This window comes from Actinosynnema sp. NPDC059797, from assembly GCF_042732085.1.
Taxonomy (GTDB): Bacteria; Actinomycetota; Actinomycetes; order Mycobacteriales; family Pseudonocardiaceae; genus Actinosynnema.
In genome coordinates, this window is record NZ_JBHWIE010000180.1 from 1 (window position 1) to 14981 (window position 14981).

Annotated in this window: 12 protein-coding genes; 8 read left to right on the forward strand and 4 right to left on the reverse strand. The window is 69.4% G+C overall.

Going from position 1 to position 14981, the window contains the following annotated elements:
- Positions 1-284 precede the first annotated feature (284 nt).
- Positions 285-1970 (forward strand): ABC transporter substrate-binding protein, encoded by a 1686-nt coding sequence (locus tag ACFV4N_RS29030; protein ID WP_499675792.1) that lies wholly within the window; start codon positions 285-287, stop codon positions 1968-1970.
- A 141-nt stretch (positions 1971-2111) separates the two neighbouring features.
- Here the strand turns inward: ACFV4N_RS29030 and ACFV4N_RS29035 are convergent, their stop codons facing one another.
- On the reverse strand, positions 2112-3551 hold the full coding sequence (locus ACFV4N_RS29035) for a GH1 family beta-glucosidase (RefSeq protein WP_499675793.1): 1440 nt from the start codon (positions 3549-3551) through the stop codon (positions 2112-2114).
- A gap of 301 nt (positions 3552-3852) precedes the next feature.
- Positions 3853-5016 (reverse strand): ROK family protein, encoded by a 1164-nt coding sequence (locus tag ACFV4N_RS29040; RefSeq protein ID WP_499675794.1) that lies wholly within the window; start codon positions 5014-5016, stop codon positions 3853-3855.
- A gap of 94 nt (positions 5017-5110) precedes the next feature.
- On the opposite strand from ACFV4N_RS29040, the gene ACFV4N_RS29045 reads away from it, so the two are divergent.
- The 4 genes from ACFV4N_RS29045 (at position 5111) to ACFV4N_RS29060 (ending at position 8726) form a co-directional block, all read left to right on the forward strand.
- On the forward strand, positions 5111-5311 hold the full coding sequence (locus ACFV4N_RS29045) for a lasso peptide biosynthesis B2 protein (protein WP_499675802.1): 201 nt from the start codon (positions 5111-5113) through the stop codon (positions 5309-5311).
- A gap of 223 nt (positions 5312-5534) precedes the next feature.
- On the forward strand, positions 5535-5879 hold the full coding sequence (locus ACFV4N_RS29050; protein ID WP_499675795.1) for a hypothetical protein: 345 nt from the start codon (positions 5535-5537) through the stop codon (positions 5877-5879).
- A 230-nt stretch (positions 5880-6109) separates the two neighbouring features.
- A complete protein-coding gene (locus tag ACFV4N_RS29055; protein WP_499675796.1) occupies positions 6110-6844 on the forward strand; it encodes an SDR family NAD(P)-dependent oxidoreductase in 735 nt (244 codons plus the stop codon).
- 1543 nt (positions 6845-8387) lie between these two features.
- A complete protein-coding gene (locus ACFV4N_RS29060; RefSeq protein WP_499675797.1) occupies positions 8388-8726 on the forward strand; it encodes a hypothetical protein in 339 nt (112 codons plus the stop codon).
- A 579-nt stretch (positions 8727-9305) separates the two neighbouring features.
- On the opposite strand, the gene ACFV4N_RS29065 is transcribed toward ACFV4N_RS29060, so the two are convergent.
- Entirely contained in the window at positions 9306-9995 is a 690-nt protein-coding gene (locus ACFV4N_RS29065) for a M15 family metallopeptidase (protein ID WP_499675798.1), read from the reverse strand.
- Between the two features lie 460 nt (positions 9996-10455).
- Between ACFV4N_RS29065 and ACFV4N_RS29070 the strand changes: the two genes are divergently transcribed.
- Positions 10456-10803 (forward strand): hypothetical protein, encoded by a 348-nt coding sequence (locus tag ACFV4N_RS29070; protein ID WP_499675799.1) that lies wholly within the window; start codon positions 10456-10458, stop codon positions 10801-10803.
- A gap of 156 nt (positions 10804-10959) precedes the next feature.
- On the opposite strand, the gene ACFV4N_RS29075 is transcribed toward ACFV4N_RS29070, so the two are convergent.
- Positions 10960-11382 (reverse strand): DUF4396 domain-containing protein, encoded by a 423-nt coding sequence (locus tag ACFV4N_RS29075; protein ID WP_499675803.1) that lies wholly within the window; start codon positions 11380-11382, stop codon positions 10960-10962.
- Between the two features lie 557 nt (positions 11383-11939).
- Between ACFV4N_RS29075 and ACFV4N_RS29080 the strand changes: the two genes are divergently transcribed.
- Both ACFV4N_RS29080 and ACFV4N_RS29085 read left to right on the forward strand, forming a co-directional pair.
- Positions 11940-12908: a DUF8832 domain-containing protein gene (locus ACFV4N_RS29080; RefSeq protein ID WP_499675800.1), complete on the forward strand. Its 969-nt coding sequence runs from the start codon at positions 11940-11942 to the stop codon at positions 12906-12908.
- Positions 12895-14981, forward strand: a 2087-nt coding sequence (locus ACFV4N_RS29085) for a heavy metal translocating P-type ATPase (protein WP_499675801.1), incomplete at its 3' end; no start/stop codon positions are given. The genes ACFV4N_RS29080 and ACFV4N_RS29085, both read left to right, overlap by 14 nt.

Consider the following 14981-nt stretch of genomic DNA (forward strand, 5'->3'; position numbering starts at 1 on the left):
GTTCGGGTTCAGGGCCGCGGCGCGCGGTGCCACCAGCCCCCCGACGGCCTCCTGCACCGCGAGCTGACCCGGCGGACACCCCCGTGCGCGGACGGGGCACCGCCACCCGACGTCCGCGCACTGCTTCGGTTCTGCCGCCGCGAACGCAGGCGTCCGAGGTCGGGCTCGCGCCGACGTGCCGGCTCCGGGTCGGGCTGTGGCGAAGGGCCGACCTCGTTTTTCATCCGGCTCAGGGATCGACCTCGCCGGGCCGAACCCGGTCGCGGTCACGAGAGGAATCGACGATGTTCCTTAAGGCGAAGCGGTTCTCGCTCACCCGCAGGACGGCGGCCGGTCTGGCCGCCGTCCCCGAGCTGGTGAGCGCGTGCAGCGGGTCGGGGGCGAGCAGCGACGAGGACAAGGCCACGTTGTTGCTGCCCGGTACGGCAGGCGATTTCCAGCTGAACTTCAACCCGTTCTCGCCCACGCAGCTGGAGGGACCCGGGTCGATCTTCGAGCCGCTGTTCTTCTTCAACAACATCCGCAACGTCGAACCCCGGCCGCGCCTGGGCAAGACCTTCGCGTGGAACGCCGACGGCACCCGGCTGGACATCGAGCTGCGCGAGGGCGTCAAGTGGAGCGACGGGCAGCCGTTCACCGCCAAGGACGTCGTGTTCACCCTCGACATGATCACCCGGAACCCGAGCATGAACGGCACGGGCTACAAGGGCGTCGCGACCGCGACCGACGACACGCACCTGACGATCGAGTTCACCGAGCCGTCCTACATGGAGGGCCCGCAGCTCCTCGGCAGGACCGTCATCGTGCCCGAGCACAGGTGGAAGGACCTCTCCGCACCGGCGAACGACCCGATGAAGGAACCGGTCGGCACCGGCCCGTTCATGCTGGAGGAGTTCAAGGCCCAGGCGTTCACGCTCAAGGCGAACCCCACCTACTGGGGTGGCGAACCGGCGGTGAAGAAGATCCGCTACGTCGCGCTGTCGGGCAACCAGGCGGTCTCCGACGCGCTCAAGGCGGGCAAGATCGACTGGCAGAGCGGTCCCGTGCCGGACATCGCCAACGTCGAGAAGAACTACCCCGGCTACAAGGCCATCACCGTGCCGATGAACCAGACGGCCCTGTTCACCTGCTCCAACGCGGCACTGGGCTGCCAGGGCCCGCAGACCGACGTGGCCGTCCGCAAGGCCATCTACCACGGCATCAACCGCGCGCAGGTCAACGCGCTGGCGTTCGAGAACACCTCCAGCGAGATCTCACCCGGCGCGGCGCTGCCGGACCGGGACAAGGCCGTGATCTCCACCGAGCTGGTGGACAAGGTCGCGCCGATGCAGCCGGACCCGGCCAAGGCCGCGCAGGTCCTGGAGGCCGCCGGCTACGCCAAGGGTGGCGACGGCATCTACGCCAAGGACGGCAAGCCCGTGTCCCTGACCCTGAAGGTCGTGGCGGGCTGGACCGACTACATCACCGCCGTCGACACGATCAGCCAGCAGTTGCAGCAGATCGGCATCAAGGTCACCGCGCAGCAGCTGTCCTGGAACGAGTGGTCCGACGCGCGCGGTCGCGGCAACTTCGAGCTGCTCATCGACGCGCTCGGCCAGGGGCCCGCGCCCGACCCGTACTACAACGCGTCCTACTTCTTCAGCACCGCCACCACCGCCAAGGTCGGCGAGATCGCCAACCCGAACTTCGCCCGCTTCTCCAACCCCGCCGTGGACGCCGCGCTCGCCGCGCTCAAGGGCATGGACCCGGAGGACACCGCCGCACGTCAGCCGCACCTGGACACCATCCAGACCGAGATCGAGGAGTCCATCCCCTACATCCCGGTCCTGACCGCCGGGACGACCAGCGAGTACAACGCGAAGAAGTTCACCGGCTGGCCGAGCGAGGAGGACCTGTACGCGTTCCCGGCGCTGTGGGCGCGGCCCGAGGCGTCCGAGATCATCATGAAGCTCAAGCCGTCCGGGCAGTGACCCCCACCGGCCGACTCGCGCACGGGGCCGTCCGACGGGCACCCGAACGGACGGCCCCGTGCGCACGACCGGTTCAGGAGTTCTCCGCCCGACCGGACGGCGGGGCGGAACGCGGTGCCACCACCGACCCGCGGCACCGCATCACACGGGCCCCGCCTCCGTCACCGCGGGGACCGTGCGCGTGGTCGCCAGGCGTCGGTACCAGTAGGCGGAGTCCTTCCAGGTCCGTTCGAGGGTCTCGTAGTCCACGCGCACGAGTCCGAACCGCTTGGAGTACCCGTGGCTCCACTCGAAGTTGTCGAGCAACGACCACGCGAAGTAACCGCGGACGTCGACCCCGGCTTCGATGGCGTCCGCCACCGCCAGGACGTGGTCGCGCAGGTACGCGACCCGGAGCCGGTCGTGGACCCGCTCGCGGCCGGCGTCGTCGACGTGCACCTCGTCCTCGAACGCGGCGCCGTTCTCGGTGATCGCCAGGGGCAGGCCCGGGTAGCGCCGGTGCAGCGACTCCAGGAGTTCGGTGAGCCCGGCCGGCTCGATGTTCCACCCCATGGCGGTCGACGGGCCGGGCTGCGGGACGAACACCACCTCGTCGGCGGCGATCCACGGCGAGTGCTCCGGCACCGCGCCACCACCGTGCTGCTCGGACTCCCCGTGCCGCACGGTGTGGGTCGAGTAGTAGTTCACCCCGAGCAGGGTCAAGGGCTGCTGCGCGACTTCGAGGTCGCCCGGCTGCACGAAGGACCAGTCGGTCAGCGCCGCCGTGGCCTCCAGCAGGTCCTCCGGGTAGGAGCCTTCGAGCATCGGGCCGAGGAACGCGCGGTTGCCCACCGCGTCGATGCGTCGCACGGCGGCGAAGTCGGCCTCGGATGCGGGGTCCTGCGGGCGTACCACGTGCAGGTTGAGCGTCACGGACACCTTCGCCCGCGGCAGCTCGCCGCGGATGGCCCGCACGGCCAGGCCGTGGGCCAGGTTGAGGTGGTGCACCGCCGCGAGCGCGGTGGCGGGCTCGGTCCGGCCGGGAGCGTGCACGCCCGAGGCGTACCCCAGGTACGCGGAGCACCACGGCTCGTTGAGCGTGGTCCAGACTTCGACGCGGTCGCCCAGTTCACGCGCCATCAGCCGGGCGTACTCGGCGAAGGCTTCGGCGGTGCCCCGCGTCGCCCAGCCGCCCTGGTCTTCGAGCTCTTGGGGGAGGTCCCAGTGGTAGAGCGTCACGTAGGGCTGGATGTCCCGCGCTCGAAGCGCGTCCAGGAGCCGAACGTAGAAGGCCGTCCCTTCGGGGTTGAGGGGGCCTCGTCCGGTCGGCTGCACACGTGGCCACGAGATCGACAGGCGGTAGGCGTCGACGCCCAGGTCGGCCAGTAATTCGACGTCTTGTGCCCAACGGTGGTAGTGGTCGACGGCGACGTCACCGGTGTCGCCGTTCAGCGTCCGGCCCGGTGCGTGGGAGAAGGTGTCCCAGATGGACGGGCCGCGGCCACCTTCGACGACCGCGCCTTCGATCTGGTAGGCGGCGGTGGCGGTTCCCCACGCGAAACCGGGCGGGAAGGGACGTGGGGCAGGAGCGGTGTCGGTCACGTTGTCCTCGGTGGTGTGGGGTGAGTGATCACGGGCGACCCACCACGGCCGACCGCACCGACCCGCGGGCGCACGGCCTGGACCAGCACCGTGCCGGCATCGCGGCGCGGCAGACCTCTGACAGCCCCCGGCAGGACCGGTGGACGTCCCGGGTGCGCCCCGTCGTACAACGCGCGGAACGCGGTGGGAACCCGCGTCTTCATCGTCCTTCGGTCGGCGTGTTCGACGTGTCGCGACGCCCGCGCTCGATCTTGACCGCGACCCGGCCAATTTGTCAAGTGACGGTATTAAATCGTCGGCGCTAACTCAGCAGCTTGCGCTCCGCGGCCACGGCCGCTCCCCGGGCGTACAGGCTGAAGTCGAATGGCGGTCGCTCGATGACGACCTCCGAGGGGTCCACGCGCTCGAGGAACTCGCCGAGCCCGCGGTCGAACTCGTCGGGGGCCAGGTCGAGCATCGCGAGGCCCTCGCCCATCAGCGACAACAGTTCCGGATCGACGGTGTTGACCGACTCGGCGACCGCGGCTCCCAGCGCGTAGGCGGCGGCGCGGAAGGCGCGCAGGGCTCGAACGTCGCCCCTTCGGGCCCGGTCGAGGGCGACGGCGTACTCACCTCGCCCGACGCCGGAGTTGTGCTCGATGGACGGAATGGTCACGAACGAGTGAACGCAGTCCACGTGCCCGTGGATGCATCCTCGTCCGTCTCCGCCGAGGCGCAGGTGCCCGACGCGGCCACTGCGGCCGTGCCTGCCCTCCACCGGCTCACCCTTGATGACGATGCCACTGCCGATGCCGGCGCCGATCGCGTACACGACGAGGGGGTCGCGCGCGATGCCGCCGCCGAACCAGTGGTGGGCCGCCGCCAAGGCGTGCACGTCGTTCACGACCGTGGTGGGCAGGCCCGTTGCCTCGGTGACGAGTTCCGCCAGGGGCACTTCGTCCCACTCCAGGTGACCCGAATCGCGCAGGACGCTTCGTCCTGAGCGGTACTCGACGTCACCGGCTATCCCCACGCCGACGGCCACCGGAAGCGTTCCCGCGGCCACGAGGCCGGCGGAAACCCGGCCGACCTGCTGCACGACCTCGCGCACCCCGCGTCCGACCAGGCGCTCGGAGCCGCGGTCCACGACCGCGCCGGAAAGGTCGGTCACGACGGTGAACAGCGTGTCCGCGGTGAGCTTGACACCGAGGAAGTGCGCGGCGTCGCCGTTCAGGCGCAACATCTCCGCCGGCCTCCCCCGTCCGCTCGGCTCGGGCGATTCGCCCTCGACGACGAGTCCCATGCCCACGAGTTCACGCGAGATCCGGGTCAGGCTCGTCCGGGAAAGGCCCACGTGATCCGCGAGGCTGCTGCGGGAGCGCTCGCCGTGCAGCAGAAGCGCCAGCAGTACGCGCTGTTGGCCGTCGTAGAGCTTCGGCCAAGCGGCCTGTGCGCCGGCGGGAGTGCTGCTCGCCCGGGATGTCACAGGGGGAGCCTAGAGGTTCCGCGGTCGCCGGGAGCTTCCGCCGGTTCGAGCCACGCCCGGGATACCGGGCCTGCGCCGCGCCGGCCGGGGCTGCCTGCAACGCGCCATCGCGGCCGCCTCCTGCTGCCGGGCCCGTGACACCTGGCCCACGTGGTGCACCGGTGTCCGCACCAATCCGTTCACCGCTCACGCGTGGGTGGAGGTCGACGGTCGGCCCGTCGGCGAACCGCACCCGGCGGGCTACTGCCGGCCGCTGCTCACCGTGCCGCCGACCGCCCGGTGCCGTGACCACTGATCGTGGTCACCGGCCGCCGGTCGACGGCACCTCGCCGTGCGGGTCTCGAAGAAGTCGCAGGCCGGTAGCGCGTCGGCTCGTGAGCGGAGGAAGGCCGACCAGGTCGTGGAGGCGCGCTCGGGAACCGGATCGGCCCCGGCGTCCTGGAGCGTCTGGCAGACGGTGGAGGCTGTGACCTTGATGCCGAGGATGCCGCTCCGAAGCCGTTGGCGCGGCGGATGAGGTGGTCGTTGGGGATGCCGCCGACCTGATCTGGATGCTGGTGCCGGAGCCCGGGTCGTTGTTGGCGGAGTTGGCGGTGGGGCAGCTGGAGACGGCGGTGGAACTCGGTCGGGAGTTGTTCCCGGTCGACGACACCGAGGCGGTGCTGAGGTTCTGGGGCAGGTTGGCCGAGCCCGCGCTCAAGGGTTTGCCCGGCACGAGGGCGGACGCTGAGCGGTACTGCGCCTTCATCCGGCTGATGTGGGATTTCGAGTGCCCTGAGCGGAACGGGGTGCGTGAGGTGCTCGGCTGGTGCGTGCTTGCGGTGTTCCGGCAGCCGCACCGTCGGTACACGCGTCCACGTTGAAGGGTTGCTCATCATGGCCGTGGAAGCCCGCGGGCACCACCTTGAACCCCTCCGTTCAGACCTGACTCAACGAGAGCCGACGGCACGAGGTGACCGGCCAAGCACGCCTCCGGATTTGTCCGGGTGGTGCCGGGTCGGTCGCCGCGCTGATCCGTCGCCGGGGCTTGCGAACGGGGTTTGGCGCGGCATATGTTTCTTCGCCTTTTGTCGAACTGCGAGGGAGCACATCCGTGGAATTGCGCAACCAGGTCGCGCTCGTCACCGGCGCCACCGCCGGGATCGGCCACGAGACCGCGAAGTTGTTCGCCCGCGAGGGTGCGAGCGTGATCGTCCACGGCCGGGACGCCGCGCGCGGCGCGGACGTCGTCGCCGAAATCGAGGCGGACGGCGGGACCGCGCGGTTCGTCCGGGCCGACCTGTCCACCGCGGAGGGCGTGCGGGAGCTCGCCTCGGCGGCGGGCGAGGTGGACGTGCTGGTGAACAACGCGGGCGTCTACCCGTTCGCGTCGACCGCCGACCAGACCCGCGAGGGCTTCGAGGAGTTACTCGCGGTCAACCTCTTGGCTCCGTTCCACCTCACCGCGGCGCTGGCGCCCGCCATGGTCGCCAAGGGCGCGGGCGCGATCGTCAACGTCTCGACGGTGGCCGCCGGGTCACCGGTCCACAACGCCGCCGCCTACGGCGCGACCAAAGCCGCCCTGGAGTCCCTGACCCGCAACTGGGCCGTCGAGTTCGGCATGAGCGGCGTGCGCGTCAACTCCGTCTCGCCGGGCGGGGTGACGACCGGGACCGTGATGAACCTGTTCGGGGACGCGGTCCACGCCAACGCCGCCACCACCACGGCACTGCGGCGCATGGGCGAGCCGAGCGAGATCGCCGAGGTGATCCTCTTCCTCGCCTCGCCGCGGTCCAGCTACGTCACGGGCGCGCTCCTGCTGGCCGACGGCGGGTACACCATCGTCTAACGACCTTTGATGATGAGGTTGATGGTGTCGGGTCGGGGGTGAGGCCGGCGCCGGCGAGGAAGCGTGCCGGCAGTGCGGGGGCGTTGGAAGTGGCGCAGTCCGCGGCGGGCGGTGCGGGTGGGTGAGCAGACCGGGAAAACCGCCTGCGGAGAAACCTCCGACAGACGGGCGATCCCGGCCTGCCTCACTCCCCGGGCGAACAGCTCCGTGGCGGCCAGCCGTAACCGCTCTCGCTCGTGGCGCTCCCACCAGGTCGGCGCACCCAGCTTCATCGAGCCGGCACAGCAGAGCCGCACCCGTGGTCACGACCACCGAACTAGTCATCAACCTCGGAATCAAAGGTCGTTATTCGACGAGCTGTTGTAAACGGTGTTCCGAGAATCGGCGCGGCGTTCAACCCCGATGAGTTCCCTGGAGGCAAGCAGATGCGGGTTCCCGTTGAGCCGCGCCCACTGACCGCTGAGGAGCGGGCAGTAGCGGAGCGGATTCTGCAACTGGATTTCCCCGGAGCGGCAGAGCTTCGCCATCAGCTTGATCGGGTGCGGGTGGTGGCCCTGTGGGGGACTAACTCCGCAAGTGTTGACTTGCGAGTCGCGGATGATGTGCCTCCTGCTCCTGTTCCGGATGGGGTCGTGCCGGTGACTTGCACGGTTGTTGATGAGAGGGGTGAGCTTATTGGCGAAATAATTCTCTGGACTGAGACGGGCATGTTGTCCGGCCTTGAATACGCCTGGTACGGCGATGAACCCCCGACTTCGCTCCCAGAAGTGGATCGAATGGTCGTGTCATAGAACCTGATCGGATCCTGTGCCGCTCGAAAAGTTATCGCTGCTGGTCAAGCGACGTGTCCGTACTCGTTGATCAGACCGCCGAGAACTCGGGTGCGTCGCAGTCCGCAGGTGTCGAGGTCGTGTACCGCAGCGGGGTGCTGCTGGATCTTGGGTGGTAGTTGGCCGCGAGCTTGGTGGGATCGGTGGCGGTTGTAGTGGTTCTCGTAGGTCTTGATCACTTGGAGGTCGTCGGCCTGGATGGGGGCATCGACGCCTGGCTGTATTTGCCGTCGCGGTCGCGTAGCAGGAAGCGTGGCGACTCCATTCGGTGTTTGAGGTCGGCGGCGAGGTTCCAGCCTGCTGCGTCGTCTACTCATGGCGGAAGGCCGGTTGCAGCCGGCTGGCTACGATGAATGCTGTGCTTGCCGAAATGTCGTCCGTGCAGGTCAGGCGGTGTGGTGGTGCTCGTTGAGGATGCCGCCGAGTCGTTGTCGTCGGTGGGTGTCGAGCCGGGTGACGGTCGCTTGACCGGTGGTCGGTTGCGGCAGCAGTTGTAGTGGTCGGGTGTTGGCGATGCCTTGGTGAGGCGGTGGTTGTTGTAGAAGTGCTCGTGCTCGCGCAGGGCGTGGAGTAGGTGCGGTTGGTTCCAGATGAGGGTGCGGTCGAGGAGTTCTCTGTGGATGCGGCGTTAAACCCAGGTGGAGGAATTCGGACGGTCGGGAGGTCTGATAAGGTGAATTAATCGAAAGTCATTGTTAGGCTGGGTCGACTCTATGGCAAACAACCCTATCCACCGCGTAGATGGCCGGCAGTTCAGCGCGATCTTCATGTTGGGCGCGGAAGACGACAGGGAAACCGTCGAGAACGTTGACGCGGAGCTCATCCTCCCGGACGGGACGCGGTGGAGTGTCACGTTCATGACGCTGCGCGCGATCGAGCAAGTGATGAGCCGGTGGAAGGAGACCGGGGAATATTTCAGTGGAGCATACTTTCATTGTCCCGATCTTGTGATAATTCCGAAGGGGGGTCTGACTGTGATGCTTGATTCCTTCGAGAAGATAATTGATTCAGGTAGGCCTGAAGGGGTGCTCCAGTTCCTGGATGAAAGCTAGCTCGTCCGTGAGGGCTGTTGAATAAAGGGTCGGGGTGTCCTTTTTTCGATTATTGGAGGGAGGGGCATCCTGGTCTTCGGCGGCAACGTCAGCGGATGACGGCTGCGGCGGGTGGGTTACCGCGGTCGTCGTCGGCCGCATCGAGTGGGTCCCCAGGGGCCTCGATGGCTCGGAGGCGGAGTCGGGCATGAGCGTGGACGCCGATGTAGGGCATCGTGCTCGCCAGAAACGTCATCCGCGCAGGTCGGGCAGCCTGATGAGTTTCCTGCTTCGTCGGGTGCGGAGATGCTTGCGGTGACTGGGCATGAGCCCGCCGTGGGGGTGGCCGGGGGTTCACTGCGTGATGTCGAGCAGCGAGCAGTACCGGTAGTCCTGGTTGCGGGTCTAGCTCCTCGGGCAGCGAGGTGGTGGCGGCGGCCTGTTCCGCCCGCGCGCACTGACCGTTCAGAGCCCTCGCGCGCTGAGAGCCGATCCTGGACGGCGTCGTGGCGCCCGGAACCGCCGCCACTCCTCCGGCGGCGTTCACGGGCGCTGTTGGTATTGCTTGGTACGGCGCGTCGAGGACCTCTCGGGTCCGTGTCAGGGCTTCTCGAAGTGCTGGTAGTCGATCGGCGTGTTCCAGAAGCCGCCCCAGGTCCAGCCGCGTGTGGTGAATGCCCGTTCGGTGGTGTCGCCTGCGTGGATCATGCCGGGTGCGTTCTGGGTGCGGTCGATGTAGGGTGCGCCGTTGGGTGGGTAGACCGCGCCGCTGCGGGAGATGTAGGGGTTCTGCACGGGGTTGATGTCGATGGCCCGCCCGTAGGAGTGGTTGGACCAGGCGGTGCCGCCGGTGATCGCCCGGCAGTTGAACGCCGAGGTGTTGTTGGCCGCCATCGACGCGTCGTCGTCGGAGTTGTACTTCTCGACCGTCTCCATCCGTTGGATGGGGAACCGGTCGAAGTACAGGTCGGCGAAGACGCGGGCGACCTCGACTGCCAGATCGGTGTGGACCACCAGCTCGCCGCGGCGCACCGCACCGTCGAAGCCCACGAAGTTCAGGCTGATCAGCCGTAGCTGATCGGGTCCGACGGGGCAGCCTTCGCGCCAGCTGGAAGCGAGCCGTTTCGCGGTGACCGGCTTGATGACGGCGACGTAGGGCGGGAGACCGCTGGCGGCCGGTGCGGCGAGTGCCACGGTCTGGGCAGCGGTGGCGGACGCCGGCGTGGTACCGACCGAGATCATGGTCGCGATGAACGTAATGAGCGCGAAAATCCGGGTTCTCGACTTCACGGAATTTCCTCTCGATCTTTGTTGCGACAGAGTGGGATTCGTTGTCGGACTCGTGCGCCGGCTGGACTCCGAGCAGTCCTGGAGAACGGTGCGCTGACGAGACGATCGAACCACGAGGACGCGCACGAGCAGAATGCCCCGGCCGACGTACATCGGGCCGACGAGGCCCTGCCGGGGCCGGGACCGAAGCTTGAAGTCGCTGGTCGGACGGCACTGCGCGGGCGCAGTCCGACGACCACGGGGAGGCGAGCCGATGCGCAACGTCCGCTCATGCCGCTGACCGGTCGTGTGTGGCTACGTGGTCACCTCGAACGGGTGAAACCGGTCAACCTGCACTAAATGTCACCCGCTGGGGTGAACTGTCCCTGGGCTTTGTCAGCCATTCGCCACCGTCCTGATCGGTGCCGTAGGTCGGTCGGAGCGCCTGAACCGGCGTGACCGGGCGCAGGGTGCGGTTGCGGTGGAAGCCTTGGGGGCGAGCGGATCGTCGTGCGGGCGCGTGCGGCTCGTGTCCCTGGGCGACGCGACCCGGAACGGGAAGGTGATCGCGGTGTCCGCGGGCGGCTCGCGCGGCTACCTGGTCCCCATCGCGGATCCGGCAGGGGAGGGGCTGTTCGAGGAATGGCCGACCGCGCTGCTGCCCACCGGTCCGGTGGCCGCGTTCAGCCTCGACTACCGGGATCCGACGGTCGTCCTGGAGGTCGTCGCGGCCTTGGCGTCGCTGTCCGAGGTGCTCGTGGACACCAATCAGGGGAGTGTCGTACCCGGTGACGCGTTGACCATTGAGGACCTCCTCGGCCACGGTTAGTCGGGGGGCGTCGGGGGCTTTGAGGTGCGGCGGAGCTTCGTGTGGATGGTCCAGGCGACCGCGAGGCCTGGCGGATCGTCACTGAAGGGGACTGCGTGCAGCGTGCAGCCGTCCGGAGCGTGGTAGGTGGAGTGCCGCGTTGGGGCGCTCGTCGGTTCAGTGGTGGTAGGCGTGCACGACGGCGTGGCCGCTGCCGCGTTCGATGAGCCACTTGTTCACCGGCACGGTGACCACGAAGGCGACCGCGAGGGCGAAGGCGAGTGCTCCCCAGAACAGCCAGGACGCCAGGCCGGCTTCCATCGCGCCGGGCACGGTGAGCATCACGGCGTTGTCGACGATCTCCATGACGGCGATCGAGATGGTGTCGGCGGCCAGTGCCACCTTGAGCGCGCGGCGGAAACCGACACCGGCCTTGAGGATTCCGCGCATGGTCAGCATGTAGCCGAAGACGAACGCCAGGCCGACCGCCAGGACGACGGTGGCGAGGTTGCCCCAGCCCAGAGCCGTGCCGATGACCATGCCGAGGACTTCGCCGATGGCGCAGCCGGTGAGGCAGTGCAGGGTGGCCGAGGCGGCCATGCCCCACCCGGTGCGGGGCTGGTGTCCTTGGTGGGCGCTGTGTTCGGCGTGCTCGTGGTGGTGTCCGGTGTCCATTGCCAACTCCTCCTCTGGTACCCCTAGGGGGTATGTGGGGAACGTAGCACAGGGGTGGGGAGTTCGCGACGGGCATCTGAGTGGTGCTCGCCACCGGTCCCTCGATCGGGGCGTGACGAGAGGCGGGGGCGACTGCCTTCGGGTGTGCCCCGCGCCGCCGGTTCCGGTCGGAAACCCCGATCGTCAAGGTGGGGACCGTTGGCTCGGAGGGCGGCTCGTCGGCGGTGGGTCGGCAGGTTGGGAGTGCGCCTGGTGACGTTCGCCTCCGATTGCGGACCTGGTTGACCCATATACCCCATGGGGGTATACATGGCATCTGCCGGCGAGCGGCACCGGCATGACCTGGGACCACTGCGTGGTGCCGGTGGCCGGGGCGGACGTCCGCACGACCGTTGAAGGAGCGGGCTGCGCGCTCGCGAGTTGAACGACAACCACAGTGGAGCGCCGGTCCGACCGGGTTCCACCACCATGAAGGACCTGACATGAACACAGCAGCGAAGCTCTCCGCCTACGGCGTGGCGCTCGTCCTGGTCGCCGGTGGCGCCTGGGCGGTCGGGAGCGCTGTCGGTCCCCCCTCCGTCGAGGCCGCGGGCCACGACGCGACCGGTGCGGAGGGCACCGGTCACGGGGACGACCACAGCGGCGCCGTCGCGGGAGCCGAGCAGGACCAGCCCGCCGGGCTGGCGTCGTCCCGGGGCGGTTACACCCTCACGCCCACCGGCACGACGCTGACCGCCGGGACCACCGCCCCCTTCTCCTTCCGGATCACCGGTCCCGACGGCCGCGCGGTGACCGCGTTCGACGTCGAGCACGACGAGCGGATGCACCTGATCGTGGTGCGACGTGACACGTCGGGGTACCGGCACCTCCACCCGGAGATGGCGCCCGACGGCACCTGGACGACGCCCGTGGAGGTGTCGGGTGCCGGCTCCCACCGGGTGTTCGCCGACTTCAAGCCCACCGGTGGCGAGGCGACCACGCTGGGGGTCGACGTGGTGGCGGCCGGGCAGTTCGAGCCCCGGCAGCACGCGCCGTCGCGGGTGGCCCGCGTCGACGGGTACGAGGTGCGGTTGGACGGCGAGCTGCGGGCGGGCGAGGCGTCCCCGGTGCGGCTGACCGTGAGCCGCGACGGGCGGCCGGTCACCGACCTCCAGTCCTACCTCGGCGCCTACGGCCACCTGGTGGCACTGCGCCAGGGCGACCTCGCCTACCTGCACGTTCACCCCGAGGGCACGCCCGGTGACGGCAGGACGCCCGCCGGGCCGGGGATCGCGTTCGTGGCCGAGGTGCCCTCGGCGGGCGGCTACCGGCTGTTCCTGGACTTCAAGCACGGCGAGGTCGTGCGCACCGCCGAGTTCACGGTGGACACCGGGGGAACCCCTGGGCAGACGGTGCCGACCTCGCCGTCCGAGGACGCGCACGAGGAAGGGCAGGGGCATGGTCATGGCTGAGTGGCGGGTGGAGTTGTCGATCACGGGGATGACGTGTGCTTCGTGTGCGAGTCGGATCGAGCGGAAGTTGAACAAGCTCGAGGGTGTGTCCGCGACGGTCAATTACGCCACGGAGAAGGCGCACGTCAGCTTCCCGGCGGGGATGGATCCGCGGGCGTTGGTGGAGCAGGTGGAGGCGGCCGGGTACGGCGCCGCGCTGCCCGCCGCCGAGCCCGAGGCGTCGCCGGAGCAGGACCCGACCGGGCCGTTGCGGCGGCGGTTGCTGGTGTCGTTGGTGTTGGCGGTGCCGGTGGTGGTGTTGGCGATGGTGCCGGCGTGGCAGTTCACCTACTGGCAGTGGATCTCGTTGACGTTGGCGGCGCCGGTGTTGGTGTGGGGTGCGTGGCCGTTTCACCGGGCGGCGTGGGTGAACCTGCGCCATGGTGCGGCGACGATGGACACGTTGATCTCGATGGGCACGGTCGCGGCGTTCGGCTGGTCGTTGTACGCGTTGTTGTTCGGCACCGCCGGCCGGCCGGGTATGACGCATCCGTTCGAGTTGACGGTGTCGCGGGCCGACGGCGCGGGCGCGATCTATCTCGAAGTCGCCGCTGGTGTGACGGTGTTCATCCTGGCGGGCCGCTACTTCGAGGCCCGTTCCAAGCGCCGGGCCGGTGCGGCGTTGCGGGCGTTGCTGGAGCTGGGCGCCAAGGACGTCGCGGTGCTGCGCGAGGGCGGCGAGACCCGGATCCCGATCGCGGAACTCGTGGTGGGGGATCGGTTCGTGGTGCGGCCGGGGGAGAAGATCGCCACCGACGGGGTGGTGGACGAGGGCAGCTCGGCGGTGGACGCGAGCATGGTGACCGGTGAGTCGGTGCCGGTGGAGGTCAGCCCGGGCGACCCGGTGGTGGGCGCCACCGTGAACGCGGGCGGGCGCCTGGTCGTCAAGGCCACGCGCGTCGGCTCGGACACCCAACTCGCGCAGATGGCCAGGCTGGTGGAGCAGGCGCAGGGCGGCAAGGCCGAGGCGCAGCGCCTGGCCGACCGCGTCTCCGGGGTGTTCGTGCCGGTGGTGATCGCGTTGGCGGTGGGCACGTTGGCGTTCTGGTTGGGTGCGGGTGGCGGGGTGTCGGCGGCGTTCACCGCCGCGGTGGCGGTGCTGATCATCGCCTGCCCGTGCGCGCTGGGCCTGGCCACGCCGACCGCGCTGCTGGTGGGCACCGGGCGGGGCGCCCAGCTCGGCATCCTGATCAAGGGACCGGAGGTGCTGGAGTCCACGCGGCGGGTGGACACGGTGGTGCTGGACAAGACCGGCACCGTGACCACCGGCCGGATGAGCCTGGTCGCCGTCCACACCGCGACCGGCGTCGCCGAGAACGAGGTGCTGCGGCTGGCGGGCGCGCTGGAGCACGCCTCGGAGCACCCGATCGCCAGGGCGATCGCCGCCGGCGCCACGCAGCGGGTCGGGGACCTGCCCGGGGTGGAGGGGTTCCGCAACCACGAGGGCACGGGCGTGCAGGGCGTGGTCGAGGGGCACGCGGTCGTCGTGGGCCGCGAACGCCTGCTGGCCCAATGGGCCCTCCACCTCGACGAGGACCTGGCGGAGGCCAAGCGCGCGGCCGAGCAGCGCGGGCACACCGCCGTCCTGGTGGCCTGGGACGGGCAGGCCAGGGCCGTGCTGGCGGTCGCCGACACGGTCAAGCCCACCTCGGCGGAGGCGGTGCGCCGGCTGCGCGGGCTGGGCCTGACTCCGGTGTTGTTGACCGGGGACAACGAGGCCGCCGCCCGGACGGTGGCGGCCGAGGTTGGCATCGACGAGGTCGTCGCCGAGGTGCTGCCCGAGGACAAGGTCGACGTCGTGGCGCGCCTCCAGGCCGAGGGTCGGGTGGTGGCGATGGTGGGCGATGGGGTCAACGACGCCGCCGCCCTGGCCCGGGCCGACCTGGGGTTGGCGATGGGTACTGGGACCGATGCCGCGATCGAGGCGGGCGATCTGACGCTGGTGCGCGGGGATCTGCTGGCCGCGGTGGACGCGATCCGGTTGGCGCGGCGCACCCTGGGCACGATCAAGGGCAACCTGTTCTGGGCCTTCGC